Raw genomic sequence first — 11,498 nt, 5'->3', positions numbered from 1 at the left:
GCGAGGGGCCGTGCGCCGCCGGTGCCGAGTGAGGCCCGAGCCGCGCGTCCGGCGCTGCCGTCGCCCGCGGCACCGGACGGCGCCGACGACGGACCGGCGGCAGACGGCGTCCGACGCGACCGCGTCGTGGACGGTACCGGCGGGGTGACGCCAGCCGCGCCTCCTGGACCGCGCCGTGGGGCGCCGAGTCGTTGCAGGGCGATCCTCGCGGCGGCCGCGTCGGCCTCCGACACGCCACCGCCCCATGCGAGCGCCTCGAGCCGTGCTCGTTCTGCTGCCACGTCGTCGTCGGCCATGCGCACTCCCGGTCGGTCGCACTGTCCGCCCATCGTCCCACCGGCGGCGGGCGGGCGCGCACCCAGTTCGCGGGGCGTAGACGGGGAGCATGAGCGACAAGCACGATCCCGACCCCGAGACCCTCGAGCCGCTGAGCCACGACACGCAGTCCGGCGAGGCCGACTACGTCGCGACGAGCCCCGGGGGGACCGGCACCGAGCGCCACGTGCCCCTGCCGGAGGAGGAGCAGGGTCGCGGCACCGAGTACGACCCCGTCGACCAGGGTCCGCAGCAGGAGGGCCAGGGCGGCTGACACCCGGCGACGCGGCCGACCGGCGACGAACGGTGCCCGCCGTCAGGCCAGGACGCGCCGCAGCACCGCCCGCTCCCCGAGGGTCCACACGGCGCTCGTGACGACGTAGAGGGCTGCCGCGAGCGGTGCGATCGCCGCGAACACGACCGTGACGAAGGGCGCCCAACGCCCGATCGCCGCCGTCGCACCGGCACCGGGCACCGAGGCGTCCGCGACGGCTGCCGGGTTCCACCGCAGGTTCGCGCGGCGGGTGAGCTCGACCACGATGGCGAGCACGGCGAGCAGGAGCACCACGACCCAGGCGTGCACCCACAGCGGCGAGGTCACGACGACGACGAACGAGTGCCCGAGCGGCACCCCCGCGAGGGTCGCCGAGAGCAGGGTGTTCACCGTGCCGTCGATGGAGGCGTGCGTGAACAGCGTGTAGACGAGCGAGAGGACCGGCGCCTGGGCGAGGACCGGCAGGCAGCCGGCGAGCGGCGAGACCTTCTCGTGCGTGTAGAGCTCCTGCATCGCGCGCCGGAGCCGCTCGGCGTCCTTCGCGTGGCGCTGCCGCAGCGCCGCGATCTGCGGAGCGAGGCGACGGCGGTCCCGTTCGGCGCGCACCTGCAGCACCGCCAGCGGGACGAGCACGGCGCGGACGGCCAGGGTGAGCAGCACGACGGCGATCGCGGCGGCGAGTCCGCCGAGCGTGGGGGAGAGTGCCGCGGTGGTGGCGGCGAGGAGGTCGGCGCCGCCGTGCAGCAGCGGCCCGACGAGGGGCAGGGTGGTGAGGTCCATGACGTTCCGATCGGTTCGGTGGGAGTGGGTCGCAAGTGCGGCCCGGCCACCGATCGGTGGTCAGGCCGGTGCGACGACTCCCGGGGCCCGCGGTCGCGCGTGCCCGTCGGCGTCGGGATGACTCCAGGCGATCCGCGTCACGAGGTCGGCCGGAGCGCGCGACGGCACCGCAGACCGCGCCGGCACGAGGCCGACCACGATCGCGAGGACGGCCGCCACGAGGACCGCGACCGCCACGGCCGTGAGCCCGAGCGCCACGACGGCGACGAGCGGGACGGCGCCGACCGACGGGTCGCCGAGCACGAGCGCGGCGGTGCAGCGCAGGACGAGCTCGACGATGGTCATGGTCCGTTCAGGGTAACGCCCGCGCGCCGTCGCGGGGGAAGTGCCTGGTCACGGCAGGATCGTGCCCATGACCGCAGGTTCGCCGAGCACCCCAGCGACCGTCGCCCTCGACCAGGCGGGGGTCGCGTACACCCCGCATGTGTACGAGCACCACGAGACCGCCACCAACTTCGGCGAGGAGGCGGCTGCCGCGCTCGGACTCCGCGAGGAGCAGGTGTTCAAGACCCTGGTGGTGTCGGTCGACGGTGCCCTCGCGGTGGCGATCGTCCCGGTGGCGAACCGACTGGACCTCAAGGCCATCGCGGCGGCCGTCGGTGGGAAGAAGGCGACCCTCGCGGAGCCGGCACTCGCCGAGCGGCGCACGGGCTACGTCGTCGGCGGCATCAGCCCGGTCGGTCAGAAGACGAAGCTGCCGACCGTGGTGGACGAGTCCGCGCTCTCCTACGCGAGCATCTTCGTGTCGGGCGGCCGGCGGGGCTTCGACATCGAGGTGGCCCCGGCCGACCTCGTGCGGGTCACGGACGCCACCGTGGCGCCGATCGCACGGACCTGAGCCGGGTCACCGCAAGTTTCTCCGCCGACCGGGAATGAGCCGGTCCCTCCTGCGTTGCATTGAGTCGAAGGCACTCAAGTTCCCAGGAGGTCCCTTTGCCAGCAACGTTCGGCCCGACCGGCGGCAACGACTCGTTCGACGAGTTCCTCGCCCGTCTGCTCGCGGCACAGGAGACCGGCGCCCAGCGATCCGTCCCGCTGGGACGCCCGGTCGACATCACGCGACTGCTCAGCCGTCGTACCCACGAGCTGCTCCAGCGCACCGCCGAGTACGCGGCCGCGCAGGGCCAGCGCGAGATCGACGCCCTGCACGTCCTGCACGTGCTCGTGCGCACCGACCCGTTCACCGCCGTGCTCCGGCACGCCGGCGTCGACCCCGAGCGCTTCGCCGACGAGGTCGAGCAGCGCCTGCCGATGGCCCGCGAGCCCCAGGAGCAGCCCGACCCTCGCCCGGCCCTGACCGGCACCGCCCAGCGCATCCTGCTCGAGGCCACCCAGGCCGCCCGCGGGTTCGGCAGCACGTACACCGACCCCGAGCACGTCTTCTTCGCGCTCGTCATGGACCAGGACACCGTCACCGGGCAGCTGCTCGCGAGCGCCGGCGTCACCCCGCAGGTCATGCAGGAGTACGCGGCGGAGGCCGCAGCCGCCGCCAGGGAGGGGCGCACGATGCCCACGAGCACGGACCAGACCACCGACACCGCGAGCGACACCCCGACGCTCGACCAGTTCGGCACCGACCTCACAGAGCGAGCCCGCGACGGCCGCATCGACCCGGTGATCGGACGCGCGGACGAGATCGAGCAGACCGTCGAGATCCTGCTCCGTCGCACCAAGAACAACCCCGTCCTGATCGGCGAGCCCGGCGTCGGCAAGACCGCCATCGTCGAGGGACTCGCGCAGCGCATCGCCGACGGCGACGTGCCCGTGCTGCTCCAGGGCAAGCGGGTCGTCGCGCTCGACCTCGCCGGCATGCTCTCCGGCACCCGCTACCGCGGCGACTTCGAGGAGCGCCTCACGACGGCGATGGACGAGATCGCGGCGCACGCCGACGAGCTCATCGTGTTCGTCGACGAGCTGCACACCGTGGTCGGCGCCGGCGGTGGCGGCGAGGGCGGTTCGATGGACGCCGGCAACATCCTCAAGCCCCGGCTGGCCCGCGGCGACCTGCACCTGGTCGGCGCGACCACGCTGAACGAGTACCGCCGGATCGAGAAGGACGCCGCACTCGAGCGTCGCTTCCAGCCGGTCACGGTGGGGGAGCCGAGCGTCGAGGACGCCGTCGCGATCCTCACCGGCCTCGCACCGCGCTACGAGGAGCACCACGGCGTCACCTACACGCCCGACGCCCTCCGCGCCGCGGTCGAGCTGTCCCACCGCTACGTCACCGACCGGCACCTGCCGGACAAGGCCATCGACCTCGTCGACCAGGCCGGTGCGCGCCGTCGGCTCGCCCTGTCCGGGGACGTCGACGTCGAGGCACTGCGCGCCGAGGTCGCCACGCTCGTGGCGTCGAAGGACGCTGCGGTCGCCGAGGAGCACTACGAGGAGGCGTCGCGCCTGCGCGACGAGATCGACGGACTGGAGGCGCGGATCACCGCCGCCGGTCAGGCCGACGCTGGTCGCGCCTCCGGTCCGGAGACCGTGGGCACCTCGATCACGGAGGAGGACATCGCAGCCGTCGTGTCGCGTGCCACCGGGATCCCGGCGACCCGCCTGACGCAGGGCGACCGCTCCCGGCTCGCCGCGCTCGAGGACGAACTCCACGAGCGCGTCGTCGGCCAGGACGACGCCGTGCGGGCGATCGCCACCGCGGTGCGGCGCAGCCGGACCGGCATGGGCGACCCCCGTCGTCCGGTGGGCAGCTTCCTGTTCCTCGGTCCGACGGGTGTCGGCAAGACCGAACTCGCGAAGGCGTTGGCCGGGTCGCTGTTCGGCGACGAGTCGGCGATGCTGCGGTTCGACATGAGCGAGTTCGGCGAGCGGCACACCGTCTCGCGACTGGTCGGCGCCCCTCCCGGGTACGTCGGCTACGACGAGGCCGGGCAGCTCACCGAGCGCGTCCGTCGGAACCCGTACTCGGTCGTGCTGCTCGACGAGGTCGAGAAGGCGCACCCGGACGTGTTCAACCTGCTGCTGCAGGTCCTCGACGACGGTCGTCTCACCGACGGCCAGGGTCGCACGGTGGACTTCCGGAACACGGTCGTAGTCATGACGTCGAACATCGGCTCCGAGTTCCTCGCATCGCGCTCCGGTGCGCTCGGCTTCGCGCCGGTCGGGTCCGCGGACGGCTACGCCGAGGACGACCTGCGCGCCCGGGTCATGGGCAAGCTGCGCGAGGCGATGCGGCCGGAGTTCATCAACCGCATCGACGAGATCGTGCTGTTCCGGAAGCTCGACCGCTCGCAGATCGAGTCGATCGTGTCACTGCTGCTCGAGGACACGGCGCTCCGGCTCGTCGCGCAGGGCATGACCCTGACGGTGACGGACGCCGCGGTGGCGTGGCTCGCCGAGCACGGCTACGAGCCGGAGTACGGCGCCCGTCCGCTCCGGCGCCTGATCCAGCGCGAGGTCGACGACCGCATCGCGAGCCTCGTGGTGGACGAGGCCGTGACGGGCGGCGACACCGTCCGGATCGACGTGGTCGACGGGGCGCTCGAGGCCTCGGTCGCGGTCCCCGCGGCGGTCTAGTCCGGTCTGGTCCGGTCTGGGCCGGGACGCCCCGGCACCCCTCGTGGTGCCGGGGCGTCCTTCGTGTCCGGATGTCCGTGGTGCCGGTGCGTCCGAACGGTTCGGGAATGCAATTCCGGACGGATTCCCGGAAAAGGGTTGCGCGGGGAATAGCGGTGTGGATAGTGTTCACGAGCAGCAATCACCGCGTCAGCACGAGACCGAGAGGGGGCCTGACCATGATGTTCACCGCAACGACTCCGTTCCGTGGAATCCGTACGTCCGGCGGCACCCCGATCCGGGTCCGCTGACACGGAGCGTCCCACACCAGCCGCATCTCCGACGGGCCCGTCCGCGCTGAGGCCTCCTCGCCGCACGGTGCCGATCCAGCCGTCCTGTGCGCTCGTCCGACACCCTCGTGGTGCCTCGGTCCGAGCGCGCCGGATGGTCGTCGTGGACGTCGGTGGTCGGTGCGACGCTCCCACCATCGGTAGTCATTCCTGACCGCACTCGTCGTGCATTCTTCGACGGCGTGCGGAATGCATTCTCGCGCATTCATCTCTCTGCCCGCGATCCGGGCAGCACTGCCATGCCCTGGCAGTCGTCATCACGCCGGAAAGGCACCACCTTGTCAACGAAGACCGTCATCCGCCCTCCCGATACCCGCGCGGTGCGCCGTCGGGTCTCACTGTCCGACCGCATCGCGCTCCGCGTCGGGCTGTCCCTGATCATCTGGAGCCGCCGGACGCACCACGTCCGGCATTCCGTCGACCTCGAGACGCGCCGGCGTCTCGAGCAGGAGCGGGCTGCCCGCGAGGCCGCCTGGCTCCTGCAGGTCGGCCTGCAGAACCGCTGGCGCTGAGCGCTGCGCGGTTGCTCTCCGCACGGTGCGGGGCGCGTGACCCGGTGCAGCGCGGCGGCTCCCGCTGCCGTGCGGCGGCTCCGCCGCACCGTGCGCCCTGCGTCACCCGGTGCGGCACTGCCCGCTCGGTGCGAGGTTGTAACCCCGCACCGAGCGGTCGCGCCCGCACCAGCCGGCGTCCGCCGCACCGTGCGGCCCGGCCGCGACCTGCCGCACCCGGGACGACCCGCCCGACGCAACGTGCGCCCTGCGTCACCCGGTGCGGCACTGCCCGCTCGGTGCGAGGTTGTAACCCCGCACCGAACGGTCGCGCTCGCACCGGCCGGCGTCCGCCGCACCGTGCGGCCGTGGCCGCAACCGGCCGCACCCGGTACGACCCGCCGGACGCACCGGCGTCACCGTGCGGCCCGCGTCATCCAGTGCGGCGCTGCACGCTCGGTGCGAGGTTGTAACCCCGCACCGAGCGACCGCGCCCGCACCAGTCAGCGACCGCCGCACCGTGCGGCGCGGCCGCGACCGCGGCCCGCACGACCGGGCAATCCCGCACCCGCACCAGCACGGCCCCCAGCACCAGCGCGTCAAGCTCGCACCGTGCGGCGAGCGCGCACGCGCGCCCGGCCACCTCGCGACGGGCCGCGCGTGACGGAGGCGCCCCGCGCCTCCCGTACCGTTGTCGGGTGACCGAAACCGCAGCTGCCCTCGTCGAACGCCTCACCGCCGTCGTGCCGGACTTCCCCTCGCCCGGGATCCTGTTCCGCGACGTCACGCCGGTGTTCTCGGACGCCGTCGCGTTCGGCCGGGTGTGCGAAGCACTCGCGGCGCCGTTCGCGATCGGCGACGGCTTCGCGGCGGTCGCCGGCATCGAGGCCCGGGGCTTCGCCCTCGCGGGCGGGATCGCCGCACAGCACCAGGTCGGCGTCCTGACCGTGCGCAAGGCGGGCAAGCTGCCGGGCGAGGTCCTCAGCGAGCAGTACGCGCTCGAGTACGGCGAGGCCGAGCTCGAGCTGCGACCGGGGCAGCTGCCGGCGGGGACGCGGGTGCTCGTGGTCGACGACGTCCTCGCGACCGGTGGGACGGCCGCCGCGACCGTGACCCTGCTCGAGCGCGCCGGGTACGAGGCGATCGGCTTCGCCGCCCTGCTCGAGCTGGACGGACTGGCCGGCCGCGAACGCCTCGAGCCGCGCCTGCCCGTGCAGACCCTCGGCGCCGTCCCGGCCTGACCGGCCAGCGAACGGACCGGCCTGACCCGCCAGCAGACGAACCGAACTGGTCCGCCAGCAGACGGACCGGCCTGACCGTCCAGCGGACAGGCCGGCCTGACCCGCCAGCGGACGAACCGAACTGGTCCGCCAGCAAACGGACCGGCCTGACCATCCAGCGGACGGACCGGCCTGACCCGCCGGCGGACCGCCCGCGCACTAGTCTTGATCCACCCCATCCAACCGAGGAGTCCCATCATCGTGACCGAGTCAGTCGCACCCGAGCCCGCAGACCTTCCCCAGGCACCCGAGCCCCGCACCGCGACGACGACCACGACGGGCACCGAGCTGTTCGACGGCGTCCGCGGCGTCGTGGCGATCCGGGTCGCCGGCGTGCTCAAGGACCTCGCGGCCGAGGTGCACGACGGCGACGTCGTCGAGCCGGTCACCCTCGACGAGCAGGACGGCCTCGACATCCTGCGCCACTCGGCCGCGCACGTGCTCGCGCAGGCCGTGCAGCAGATCAACCCCGACGCCAAGCTCGGCATCGGCCCGCCCGTCACCGACGGCTACTACTACGACTTCGACGTCGCCGAGCCCTTCACCCCGGAGGACCTCAAGGCGATCGAGAAGAACATGGACCGCATCATCCGCCAGGCCCAGCGCTTCCGTCGCGTGGTCGTCACCGACGACGAGGCCCGCGAGCGCATGGCGGGGGAGCCCTACAAGCAGGAGCTCATCGGCCTCAAGGGCGCTGCCGAGGCCGGCGACTCCGGCGAGAGCGTCGAGGTCGGCGCCGGCGAGCTGACGGTCTACGAGAACGTCGACCCGAAGACGGGCGAGGTGCTCTGGCAGGACCTCTGCCGCGGCCCGCACCTGCCGCACACCCGGATCATCGGCAACGCTTCGAAGCTCATGCGCGTCGCCGCGGCGTACTGGCGCGGCTCCGAGAAGAACCCGCAGCTCCAGCGCATCTACGGCACCGCCTGGCCGGACAAGGACCAGCTCAAGGCGTACCTCGTCCGCCTGGAGGAGGCTGCCAAGCGCGACCACCGCAAGCTCGGTGCCGAGCTCGACCTGTTCTCCTTCCCCGACGAGATCGGCTCCGGCCTCGCGATCTTCCACCCGAAGGGCGGCATCATCCGCCGCGAGATGGAGGACTACTCGCGCCGTCGGCACGAGCAGGAGGGCTACTCGTTCGTCTACACGCCCCACATCACCAAGGGCGACCTCTTCGAACAGTCCGGGCACCTCGGCTGGTACCGGGACGGCATGTTCCCGCCCATGCACATGGACGAGGCACGCGACGAGGACGGCAACGTCACCCGCCAGGGCGCCGACTACTACCTCAAGCCGATGAACTGCCCGATGCACATCCTCGCGTACCGCTCGCAGGCCCGGTCCTACCGCGACCTGCCGCTGCGGATGTTCGAGTTCGGCACCGTGTACCGCAACGAGAAGTCCGGCGTGATCCACGGCCTCACCCGCGTGCGCGGCCTCACGCAGGACGACGCCCACATCTTCACCACGCAGGAGAAGATGAAGGAGGAGCTCACCACGACCCTCCAGTTCGTCCTGTCGCTGCTCCGCGACTACGGGCTGAACGACTTCTACCTCGAGCTGTCGACGAAGGACCCCGAGAAGTACGTCGGCGACGACGACGTCTGGGACGTCGCGACCGACACCCTGCGCGAGGTCGCCGAGGAGTCCGGGCTCGAACTCGTCCCGGACCCCGCCGGTGCGGCCTTCTACGGCCCGAAGATCTCGGTGCAGGCCCGCGACGCGATCGGCCGGACGTGGCAGATGTCGACCGTGCAGCTCGACTTCAACCTGCCGGAGCGCTTCGACCTCGAGTACGCGGCGGCGGACGGCACGCGTCAGCGTCCGGTGATGATCCACCGCGCGCTCTTCGGTTCGATCGAGCGGTTCTTCGGCGTCCTCACCGAGCACTACGCCGGCGCCTTCCCGGCGTGGCTCGCGCCGGTCCAGGTCGTCGCGATCCCGGTCGCGGCCGAGTACGGCGACTACCTCGACGAGGTCGTCGCGAAGCTCCGTGCGCACGGCGTCCGCGCCGAGGTCGACCACTCGGATGACCGCATGCAGAAGAAGATCCGCACGCACACGAAGCAGAAGGTGCCGTTCCAGCTCATCGCGGGCGGCGACGACCGCGACGCCGGCGCGGTGTCGTTCCGCTTCCGCGACGGCCGTCAGGACAACGGCGTGCCGGTGGACGAGGCGGTCGAGCGCATCCTCACCGCCATCCGCGAGCGCGCGCAGGTCTGATGACCCGGCCAGGAGGCACGGATCCCGCCCGGGGGACCGGTCACGTCGACGACGTGGCCGGTCCCACATCCGTGCCCACCGCGACCGGGTCGGCCGACGACCCGCTCGTCATCCGCGACGCCGCGACCGGCGCCGCGGTGCCGGACGCGTTCCAGCGCCTCTGGAACCCGCACCGGATGGCGTACATCGACGCCGGCCGCGAGGGGAAGAACCGCGGACACGACGACGACTGCCCGTTCTGCGAGGCCCCGCACAAGTCCGACGAGGACGGCCTCATCGTCGCCCGTGGCGAGCACGCCTACGTCCTCCTCAACCTCTTCCCGTACAACAACGGGCACCTGCTCGTCTGCCCGTACCGCCACGTCCCGCTCTACGACGAGGCGACGCCGGACGAACTCCGCGAGATCGGCGAGCTCACCCAGACGGCGATGCGGGTCCTGCGTGCCGTGTCGCACTGCGACGGCTTCAACATCGGGATGAACCAGGGAGAGGTCGCGGGGGCCGGGGTGGCCGGCCACCTGCACCAGCACATCGTCCCGCGGTGGCAGTCCGACGCGAACTTCTTCCCGATCATCGCGCGGACGAAGTCGATGTCCCAGCTGCTCGGCGAGACCCGCCGACTCGTCGCCGACGGGTGGCCGTCGGAGCACTAGACTGTCGGCATCATGAGCGACAGCAGCAGCACCACGAGCACCCCCGGCACCTCGATCACCGGCTCGGACCGCGTCAAGCGCGGCCTCGCCGAGATGCTCAAGGGCGGCGTGATCATGGACGTCGTCGACGCCGAGCAGGCCCGCATCGCGGAAGAGGCCGGCGCGACCGCCGTCATGGCCCTCGAGCGCGTCCCCGCCGACATCCGTGCGCAGGGTGGCGTCGCCCGCATGTCCGACCCGTCGATGATCGAGGAGATCATCGCCGCGGTGTCGATCCCCGTCATGGCGAAGGCCCGCATCGGCCACTTCGTCGAGGCGCAGGTGCTGCAGGAGCTCGGCGTCGACTACATCGACGAGTCCGAGGTGCTGTCCCCGGCCGACTACGTCAACCACATCGACAAGTGGAACTTCACCACGCCCTTCGTCTGCGGTGCGACGAACCTGGGCGAGGCGCTCCGTCGCATCACCGAGGGCGCGGCCATGATCCGCTCCAAGGGCGAGGCCGGCACGGGTGACGTGTCCGAGGCCACCAAGCACATCCGCACGATCAACAAGGAGATCGCGGCGCTGCGCCACCTCAAGGAAGACGAGCTCTACGTCGCCGCGAAGGACCTGCAGGCCCCGTTCGACATCGTGAAGGAGGTCGCGCAGACCGGCAAGCTCCCGGTGGTGCTCTTCACCGCCGGTGGTGTCGCGACCCCGGCCGACGCCGCGATGATGATGCAGCTCGGCGCGGACGGCGTGTTCGTCGGCTCGGGCATCTTCAAGTCGGGCGACCCCGCCAAGCGTGCCGCCGCGATCGTCAAGGCCACGACCTTCCACGACGACCCCAAGGTCATCGCCGAGGTCTCCCGTGGGCTGGGCGAGGCGATGGTCGGCATCAACGTCGCCGACGTCCCCGCACCGCACCGCCTCGCCGAGCGCGGCTGGTGAGCGCCCGGCCCCGCATCGGGGTCCTCGCGCTGCAGGGCGACTTCCGTGAGCACATCGCGTCGCTGACGGAACTCGGCGCCGACGTGGTGCCGCTCCGTCGCGCCGAGGAGATCGGCGCCCTCGACGGCGTCGTGATCCCCGGCGGTGAGTCGAGCGTCATGGACAAGCTCTCGCGGGCGTTCGGCGTGGCCGAGCCCCTGTCCGAGGCGATCCGCGGCGGCCTGCCGACCTACGGCACCTGCGCGGGCATGATCATGCTCTCCTCGCGCATCGCCGCCGGCATCCCCGGACAGCAGACGCTCGACGTGCTCGACACGACCGTCCGGCGGAACGCCTTCGGCAGCCAGAACGACTCGTTCGAGATCGACGTCCCGATGCCCGCGCTCGGCGAGCCCCCGGTGCACGCGGTGTTCATCCGCGCACCCGTGGTGGAGCAGCACGGCCCGGGGGTCGAGGTCCTCGGCGCCCTGCCGGACGGCCAGGTCGTCGCGGTGCAGCAGGAGAACGTCATCGCGAGTGCGTTCCACCCCGAGGTCGCCGGCGAGGACCGCTTCCACCGCCGCTTCCTCGCCCTCGTCCGCAGCGCCTGATCGCGAGCGGGGAAGCACCGGACCCGCGAGGCGGGGCCGCAC

11 protein-coding genes and 1 pseudogene are annotated in these 11,498 nt (G+C 72.2%); 9 read left to right on the top strand and 3 right to left on the bottom strand.

Annotated features, from left to right (window positions below; genetic code table 11):
- Positions 1–296 (bottom strand): annotated as a pseudogene (locus ACNQOV_RS11440) (hypothetical protein); the annotation flags it as partial.
- A gap of 89 nt (positions 297–385) precedes the next feature.
- Here ACNQOV_RS11440 and ACNQOV_RS11435 point away from each other — a divergent pair.
- Complete coding sequence (locus ACNQOV_RS11435; RefSeq protein WP_022907500.1) at positions 386–589, top strand: hypothetical protein; 204 nt, start codon at positions 386–388, stop codon at positions 587–589.
- 42 nt (positions 590–631) lie between these two features.
- Here the strand turns inward: ACNQOV_RS11435 and ACNQOV_RS11430 are convergent, their stop codons facing one another.
- Together ACNQOV_RS11430 and ACNQOV_RS11425 are read right to left on the bottom strand one after the other, a co-directional pair.
- On the bottom strand, positions 632–1,369 hold the full coding sequence (locus ACNQOV_RS11430; protein WP_416394569.1) for a YidC/Oxa1 family membrane protein insertase: 738 nt from the start codon (positions 1,367–1,369) through the stop codon (positions 632–634).
- Between the two features lie 60 nt (positions 1,370–1,429).
- A complete protein-coding gene (locus tag ACNQOV_RS11425) occupies positions 1,430–1,714 on the bottom strand; it encodes a DUF6412 domain-containing protein (protein WP_416394568.1) in 285 nt (94 codons plus the stop codon).
- Between the two features lie 67 nt (positions 1,715–1,781).
- On the opposite strand from ACNQOV_RS11425, the gene ybaK reads away from it, so the two are divergent.
- The 8 genes from ybaK to pdxT all read left to right on the top strand — a co-directional run bounded on the left by ybaK (position 1,782) and on the right by pdxT (position 11,456).
- Entirely contained in the window at positions 1,782–2,267 is a 486-nt protein-coding gene (gene ybaK / locus ACNQOV_RS11420; protein WP_416394567.1) for a Cys-tRNA(Pro) deacylase, read from the top strand.
- Between the two features lie 95 nt (positions 2,268–2,362).
- Entirely contained in the window at positions 2,363–4,957 is a 2,595-nt protein-coding gene (locus tag ACNQOV_RS11415; protein WP_416394566.1) for an ATP-dependent Clp protease ATP-binding subunit, read from the top strand.
- Between the two features lie 607 nt (positions 4,958–5,564).
- Entirely contained in the window at positions 5,565–5,798 is a 234-nt protein-coding gene (locus ACNQOV_RS11410; RefSeq protein WP_402262892.1) for a hypothetical protein, read from the top strand.
- A gap of 677 nt (positions 5,799–6,475) precedes the next feature.
- A complete protein-coding gene (locus tag ACNQOV_RS11405) occupies positions 6,476–7,018 on the top strand; it encodes an adenine phosphoribosyltransferase (RefSeq protein ID WP_022907327.1) in 543 nt (180 codons plus the stop codon).
- Between the two features lie 327 nt (positions 7,019–7,345).
- Complete coding sequence (gene thrS, locus ACNQOV_RS11400) at positions 7,346–9,280, top strand: threonine--tRNA ligase (protein WP_416394572.1); 1,935 nt, start codon at positions 7,346–7,348, stop codon at positions 9,278–9,280.
- Entirely contained in the window at positions 9,280–9,933 is a 654-nt protein-coding gene (locus ACNQOV_RS11395) for an HIT family protein (protein WP_416394565.1), read from the top strand. The genes thrS and ACNQOV_RS11395 overlap by 1 nt, the downstream gene beginning before the upstream one ends.
- 12 nt (positions 9,934–9,945) lie before the next feature.
- A complete protein-coding gene (gene pdxS / locus ACNQOV_RS11390) occupies positions 9,946–10,866 on the top strand; it encodes a pyridoxal 5'-phosphate synthase lyase subunit PdxS (RefSeq protein WP_402262897.1) in 921 nt (306 codons plus the stop codon).
- On the top strand, positions 10,860–11,456 hold the full coding sequence (pdxT, locus tag ACNQOV_RS11385) for a pyridoxal 5'-phosphate synthase glutaminase subunit PdxT (RefSeq protein WP_416394571.1): 597 nt from the start codon (positions 10,860–10,862) through the stop codon (positions 11,454–11,456). Before pdxS ends, pdxT begins: the two co-directional genes overlap by 7 nt.
- The last annotated feature ends 42 nt before the right edge of the window (positions 11,457–11,498 follow it).

The sequence above is a fragment of the Curtobacterium sp. LFS084 genome (assembly GCF_047977705.1).
Taxonomy (GTDB): Bacteria; Actinomycetota; Actinomycetes; order Actinomycetales; family Microbacteriaceae; genus Curtobacterium.
The sequence above is the reverse complement of the archived record's forward strand: the minus strand, read 5'-3'. Positions and strand labels throughout refer to the sequence as shown.

Bases quoted from the DNA above. Each gene is read 5' to 3' on its own strand.
- ACNQOV_RS11435 (WP_022907500.1), top strand. From the start codon at position 386: ATGAGCGACAAGCACGATCCCGACCCCGAGACCCTCGAGCCGCTGAGC.
- ACNQOV_RS11430 (WP_416394569.1), bottom strand. From the start codon at position 1,369: ATGGACCTCACCACCCTGCCCCTCGTCGGGCCGCTGCTGCACGGCGGC.
- ACNQOV_RS11425 (WP_416394568.1), bottom strand. From the start codon at position 1,714: ATGACCATCGTCGAGCTCGTCCTGCGCTGCACCGCCGCGCTCGTGCTC.
- ybaK (WP_416394567.1), top strand. From the start codon at position 1,782: ATGACCGCAGGTTCGCCGAGCACCCCAGCGACCGTCGCCCTCGACCAG.
- ACNQOV_RS11395 (WP_416394565.1), top strand. From the start codon at position 9,280: ATGACCCGGCCAGGAGGCACGGATCCCGCCCGGGGGACCGGTCACGTC.
- pdxS (WP_402262897.1), top strand. From the start codon at position 9,946: ATGAGCGACAGCAGCAGCACCACGAGCACCCCCGGCACCTCGATCACC.